The organism is Micromonospora sp. KC213, from assembly GCF_004348325.1.
GTDB lineage: Bacteria > Actinomycetota > Actinomycetes > Mycobacteriales > Micromonosporaceae > Micromonospora.
Window position 1 is genome coordinate 1 of sequence record NZ_SMKF01000239.1, and the last position, 6788, is coordinate 6788.

At 74.7% G+C, this 6788-nt stretch carries 3 protein-coding genes and 2 pseudogenes; all 5 read left to right on the forward strand.

All coding sequences use genetic code 11. The features are described 5' to 3' along the window. A pseudogene (locus tag E1166_RS28370) lies at positions 1–865 on the forward strand (hypothetical protein); the annotation flags it as partial. 150 nt (positions 866–1015) lie between these two features. Next, positions 1016–3640 carry a fibronectin type III domain-containing protein gene (locus tag E1166_RS28375; RefSeq protein ID WP_132342949.1) on the forward strand — a complete coding sequence of 875 codons (2625 nt, stop codon included), beginning with the start codon at positions 1016–1018 and terminating at the stop codon, positions 3638–3640. 26 nt (positions 3641–3666) lie between these two features. Next, on the forward strand, positions 3667–4665 hold the full coding sequence (locus tag E1166_RS28380) for a MoxR family ATPase (RefSeq protein ID WP_132342950.1): 999 nt from the start codon (positions 3667–3669) through the stop codon (positions 4663–4665). 10 nt (positions 4666–4675) lie between these two features. Next, positions 4676–5824, forward strand: coding sequence for a DUF58 domain-containing protein (locus E1166_RS28385; protein ID WP_132342951.1), 1149 nt, complete (start codon positions 4676–4678; stop codon positions 5822–5824). Continuing rightward, a pseudogene (locus tag E1166_RS28390) lies at positions 5821–6788 on the forward strand (transglutaminase domain-containing protein); the annotation flags it as partial. The gene E1166_RS28385 and the pseudogene E1166_RS28390, both read left to right, overlap by 4 nt.

Below are 6788 nucleotides of genomic sequence, written 5' to 3' on the forward strand. Positions count from 1 at the left end.
GGTGAGCGCGCCACCGGCACCCCACCGGCCGGCGGTACCGCCTCCGCCGGTCAGCGCCGCCCCCGTGAGCGGCACGCCGCACAGCGCCCCGCCGTGGAGCCTGACAGCCCCGCCGTGGAGCAGTGCCGCGCCCGCGCAACCGCTGACCGTGCCGCCTCCCGACGACCGGCCCGGTCCGGACGCCGCGGCACCGGCCGACCGGGAGAGGTCGGCGGACTGGGTCGACGAGCCGCTGGTCGCCTACGACGTCCCCGAACGCCTGCCGGACGACACCCTGCCCGGGCCGCGGGAGCCGGTCGACCAGCCGCCGCCGCTGGGCCAGGAACCGACCCTGGCGACGTACCCGCCGCTGGGCCAGGAGCCGACCCTGGCGACGTATCCGCCGGTGGCCCCGGTGACGTACCCGATGGAGGTCGAACCCGCGCGGCGCGGACGCGGCCCGGTGGTGGTCGCGGTCGTGGTCGGTGTGCTGGTGGTGGCCGTCGCCGGCCTGGTCGGCACGGTGCTGCTGGGCGGCGGTGAGGTACCACCCGGGCCGGCCGGCAGCCGCCCGTCCCCGGTCGCGCCGAGAGCCACCGGCGCTCCGCCCGACAACCTGACGCTGCGCGACAACGGCACCAGCGTGACCATCAAGTGGTCGGATCCGACCAACGGCGGGGTGCCGTTCATGGTGGCCGGCGGGCGCGCCGGCACGACCCTGGGCGTGATGGGCTCTGTCGAGGCCGGACAGACGTCGTACACGCTCAACGGGCTGAGCGGGACGGTCGACTACTGCTTCACCGTGTTGGCGGTCTACTCCACGGATGCCTTCGCGACGTCGGGGCAGGTCTGCACGGACCGGGGACGGCGCTCGCCGGCACGCTGACCGCCGTCCACACCGTACACACTGGGTGTTCATCGCATCGACGGTGCGGGTTCCGGTGCGCCGGGCCGGCCCATATGATGTCCCACGGTTCAGGGGAGGTCGCCGGCGCACGGCGCCACCGGGAAGAGCCAGACGGGGAGGCAGCCGGCCGTGGCCACCATCGAGGACGCCGTGAGCACCGACAGCCCGACACCGGCCCGGCGCTCGCGGATGCGGGGTGGGCTGGTCACCATCGGCACCGTCGGCGCGTTGCTGGCCGCCATGGGCCTCACCGTGCTGGGCCTGGGCGCTGCCGACAACGCGGTGGCCAACTACGACGCCAGCAGTTGGTTGTGGAGCGCGGCCCGCAGCGAGATCGCCCGGGTCAACGGGGTCACCGCCCGGGTCGACACCCGGATGGGGATCCCGGGAGCACGGCGGCATCCGATGCAGGTCACCCAGACCGACCGGCTGCTGGTCCTGCGCGACCTGCGGACCGGACAGGTCAGCTCGCTGGACCTGGCCACCCTGCAGATCACCGCGACCACCCCCACCACACCCGGCCTCGGCGTGAACGTGGCCCTGCACGAGGACGCGGCGTTCGTGGTCGACGCCGTGCAGGGCATCGTCCGGCAGCTCGACCCGCGCTCGCTGACCCCGGTCGGCGAGCCGGTGCGGTACCCGCCGGGCATCACCGGCGGCGCGTTCGACGGCAAGGGTCGGCTCTGGATCGCGGTCCCCAGCCAGGGGACCGTCTCGGCGGTCACCCCGGCTCGGCTGCCCGCCGAACCGGCCGACGCCCCGTCCACCGCCGGCCCGGAGCGGGTCGAGACGTACCCGGTCGCCGGGCCGAGCCACGAGCTGGTGGTGTCCACCCTGGACGACGGGGTGGCGGTGCTGGACCGCACCTCCGCGTCGCTGGTCACCGTCCGCGGCGGAACCATCCGGCGAACCGCGCTGAGCATGGCCGCCGCCGGCACGCTGCCGGCCCGGACCAGCGGTCCGGCCGTGCCGGTCACGGTCGCCGGCGAGCGGCGGGTGCACGTCGTCGCCGACGGCGCGGGCGAGGTGCGGGAGTTCACCGTGCCGGGCGCCGGTGACCGGCTGAGCCCGGCCGTGGCGTGGGCCGGCCGGTTCTACTGCGCCGACGAGGCCAGCGGCACCGTGTACGCGTTCGACGACGCCGGCCAGCTGGTCGACACGGTCACCGGCAAGCGCGCGGCCGGCCCGCTGGAGCTGGAGGTGCGGGAGAACCACCTGTTCATCAACGCGCCGGACTCCTCGGTCGCCCGGGTGGTGGACGACAAGCACCAGGTTCGCGAGGTCAACAAGTACGCCAACGACGTGCTCGGTGGCGACCCGCCGCCGGCTCCCCCGCCGCCGGCCCCACCGAAGAAGCCGAAGGTGGGCAAGCCGGGCGAGCCGCGGTCGGTCAGCGCCTCGGCCGGCAACGCGCAGGCCCGGGTGACCTGGAAGCCGGCCGCCGCGAACGGCGCCGAGATCACCAGGTACGTGGTGGAGGGCGACGGTCGACGGCACGAGGTGGGCGCCAACCAGCGGGCGGTCGAGATCACCGGCCTGACCAACGGCCGCTCGTACACGTTCTCGGTGCACGCGGTGAACGCCAAGGGCGCCGGCCCGGCACGCCGGAGCAACCCGGTGACCCCGACCGCGGCGGTGCCGGATCCGCCGGCCAGCGTGACCGCCGAGGCCCGGCCGGACGGCACGGTGCGGGTGAGCTGGCCCGCCGCCAACGGGCAGGGCAACACCATCGCCCGGTACGCGGTGACCGCGACGTCAGCCGGCACCAACGCCCCGGCCGGCGAGTCCACCCGTACCGAGCTGGTCATCCCGGCCGGTGAGCTGGAGTACGGCACCCAGTACGCCTTCACGGTGGTCAGCGTCAACGACAAGGGCGCCGGTTCGGCGGCCTCCCCGGTGAGCAACACGGTGGTGCCGTTCGCCCCGCCGGGGCAGCCGGCCGACCTGACCGCCGGCACGGTCGCCGACCAGCCCGGCACCATCGCCGTGCGGTGGTCCCCGGCGGCCGACAACGGTCGTCCGGTGACGGCGTACCGGGTGGACGTGGCGGGCCGGGTCAGCGAGGTGACCGACACGCAGACCACCGTGTCCGGGCTGGGCAACGGGCAGAACGTGCGGGTGTCGGTGCGGGCGGTCAACGAGGCCGGCCCCGGCCCGGAGGCCACCACCACGGCGCGTACGGTGGCGCCGCCACGGGTGACGGTGACCGGCTCGTCGGCGACCGCCACCACGGCGACGGTCACGTTCACCGTCGACGCGGGGGGCGGGCGGGCCACCTGCACCCTGAGCACCGCCGGTGAGAGGCAACCGGGCGGCTGTTCCCGCATCACCATGTCGGGTCTGACGCCGGGCAAGGAGTACACGTTCACCGTCACGGCGAGCAACGCGGCGGGCGAGGGCACCGCGAACCGGGCCCAGGCCACCGACGCTCTGTACGGCGTCGCGACCTGCAACAACGGGCCGGAGGATGACCAGCGCACCTACTGCAACAAGGACGTGGACGGGCGCAACGGCAACGAGATCTTCTCGGTCACCCGGCAGGACAACGACAAGCAGGTCGGTTGGGCCAAGCCGGGCACCCGGCTCAAGGCGTACTGCAAGAAGTCGGGCCAGAACGTCGACTCCTGGATCTACAACAACCAGAAGCAGAGCACCTGGTGGGTGCAGGTCGAGTACGAGGGACGCAACTACATCCCGTGGGCCTGGCTCAACCTGGAGGGCGGCGACGACATCAAGGTCCTGCCCACCTGCTGACACCGGATCACCCGCCGAGGAGCACCGTGAACACCCCCCAGGAACCGCTCACCCAGCCGGAGGTGCAGGGCTTCGCCGCCCTCGCCGCCCGGCTGGCCGAGAACGTCAACGCGGTGGTGCTCGGCAAGCCGCAGGTGGTCCGGTTGGCGCTGACCGCGCTGTTCGCCCAGGGGCACGTGCTGCTGGAGGACGTGCCCGGGGTCGGCAAGACCACCCTGGCCCGGGCGATCGCGGCGACCGTGCAGGGCCAGTGGCGACGGATCCAGTTCACCCCGGACCTGCTCCCCTCCGACGTGTCCGGGGTGACCATCTTCAACCAGGCCACCCGGGGTTTCGAGTTCCATCCGGGGCCGGTGTTCGCCAACATCGTCATCGCCGACGAGATCAACCGGGCGTCGCCGAAGACCCAGTCGGCGCTGCTGGAGGTGATGGAGGAGCGCACCGTCACCGTCGACGGGGTTCGGCATCCGGTGCCACAACCGTTCCTGGTGGTGGCCACCCAGAACCCGGTGGAGATGGACGGCACGTACCGGCTGCCGGAGGCGCAACTGGACCGGTTCCTGGTGAAGCTGTCGGTGGGCTACCCGGACGAGTCGGTCGAGGTGGAGGTGCTGCGCGGGGCGACGGTCCGCTCCCCCGACGCACTGAGCCCGGTCACCGACACGGCCACCGTCGGGGAGATGGTCGCCATGGCGCGCCGGGTGCACATCGCCGAGCCGCTGTACGGGTACGCGGTCCGGCTGGCCGCGGCGACCCGCACCCATCCGCAGGTGCGGGTGGGGGTCAGCCCACGGGGTGTGATCGCGTTGACTCGGGCGGCGTGCGCGTACGCGCTGATCGACGGCCGGGGCTGGATCATGCCGGAGGACCTGAAGATGCTGGCCGAACCGGTCTTCGCGCACCGGCTGCTGCTCACCCCCGACGCGCAGGTGCGTGGGGTGACCGCCGCCGAGGTGCTGCGGCAGGCGGTCGCGTCGGTGCCGGTTCCGTTGCCGTCGGGCCAGCCGGCTCCGGCGCACGGCTGACCGGCCCGCCATGGGGATCACCGCCCGGGGCGTCGGGCTGCTCGTCGCCGCCGTGCTGCTGCTCGGCGTCGGTTTCCGGTACGCGTACCCGGAACTGGTGCTGCTCGGCGCGGCGGCCGGGGTGGCGGTCGGCTACGCCGTGCTGACGGCGGCCTGGCGGCCCCGGCTGGAGGTCACCCGCAGCGCGGAGCCGGACCGGGTGGCGCGCGGCGAGGCGGCCCGGATGACGGTGACGGTGCGCAACGCCGGCCGGTTGCGGGCGGCGAACCTGCTCGCCGAGGACCGGTGCGGCCCGCGCGCGGTGCCGGTGCCGGTGCTGCGGCTGCGTCCCGGCCGGGACACCACGGTCAAGTACGAGGTGCCGACGCGACGCCGGGGTGTGGTGCCGGTGGGGCCGCTGCGGGTGATCCGGCGGGATCCGCTGGGGCTGGTGGCGTTGGCCCGCTCCTACGGCGACACGGTGCCGGTGTGGGTGCACCCCCGGGTGCATCCGCTGCGGGCGGTGCCGACCGGGGCGGGGCGCAGCCTGGACGGCAGCTCGGACAGCGTCCCGCACGGGTCGATCACCTTCGACTCGTTGCGGGAGTACGTGGTCGGCGACGAGTTGCGCCGGGTGCACTGGCGCACCAGCGCCCGGGTGGGCGAGCTGATGGTGCGGGAGAACGTGGACACCAGCCTGCCCCGGATCGTGGTGCTGTTGGACAACCGGGCCGCGGCCCATCCGCAGCGCATCGACGGGGTGGCCGAGTCGTTCGAGTCGGCCTGTGAGGCGGCGGCGTCGGTGGTGACCGCGGCGGTGCGCGACGACCTGCCGGTGGTGTTGTTGCTGGTGGCGCCGGGCGAGGACCGGGCCGGGGAGCCGCCGCTGGACCGGCTGACCGCGGTGGAACTGGCCGACGGGGACGCGGAGGCGTTGCGCGGCTGCACGGGCCGGTTGCGCCGGGACCGTCCCGGCGACACCCTGGTCTTCCTGACGGGGCCGGGTGGCCGTGACGACCTGGGACAGGTGGGGGCGCTGCGCGGGGCGTACCCGTCGGTGCTGGTGGCGGTCTTCGGAGCGGACGCCCCGACGCCGGCCGGTGTCGCCGGCCTGGTGGTGGTGGACGCCGCCGACGGCGCTGGTTTCGCCGCCGAGTGGGACGGGGTGCGCCGGTGGTGACGGCGCGGGGCTCGGCCGGCGTGCGATCCGCTGCGGCGCGGTGGCTGCGCGCGGCACCCCTGCCGCTGGCGCTGGTAGTGCTGGTCGCGCTGCCCGGGGTGGTGCTCGGCCGGGTCTACGCCGGTGACCTGTTGGCCTGGTTGCTGGTCGGTGCGGCCGCCGGCTCGGTGCTGGTGAGCGTGGCCGCCCGGCGACTGCGGTCCTGGCTGGTGGCCCCGGTGTCGGTGGCCGCGATGGTCGGCTGGACGGTGTTCGGTCTGCACCTGGCGGCCCGCCGGGCGGGGCTGCCCGGCGGTTTCGGCGAGGTGGTCGTCGACGCGGCCCGCAACGGCATCCCCCGGCTACTGACCGCGCTGATCCCGGTCGAGCCGGCTCCGGACACGGTGCTGGTGCCGCTGGTGGCAACCTGGTTGGCCGGGTTGACCGGTGCCGAGGTGGCGCTGCGCGCCGGGCGGTCGCTGCTCGGTTTCCTGCCGCCGGCGTTGCTGTACGTGGGCGCGCTGTACGTGGTGGGCCCGAACGCGGATCCGGCGTTCTGGCCGTCGGTGGCGTTCGCCGCCGCCGTCGCCCTGGGCCTGGTGGCTCCGGGCACCCGGCAGACCCCGGGTGGCGACCCGGCGGCGGCGCTGCCACCGGCGGTGCGCGCGGCGGTGCGCCTGCGGCTGGTGGCGGGCGGCGCGGCCGGGGTGGTCGTGGTGGTGGGCTTGGCGGCGCTGGTCGGTCCGGTGTTGGCGGCCCGGGTCGAGGACCGGCCGGTGGATCCCCGCCGGTACGTGGAGCCGCCCCGGGTGGAGTCGCTGGACGAGAACCCGCTGATCCGGATCTCCGGGTGGGCGTTGCACCCGGAGCAGGAGTTGCTGGACGTCGCCACGCTCACTCCGGCCGGGGCGCAGACCCGGATCCGGTTGGCGGTGCTCAGCGACTACGACGGGGTGACCTGGCGGGTCGGGGCGACGTACCGCAA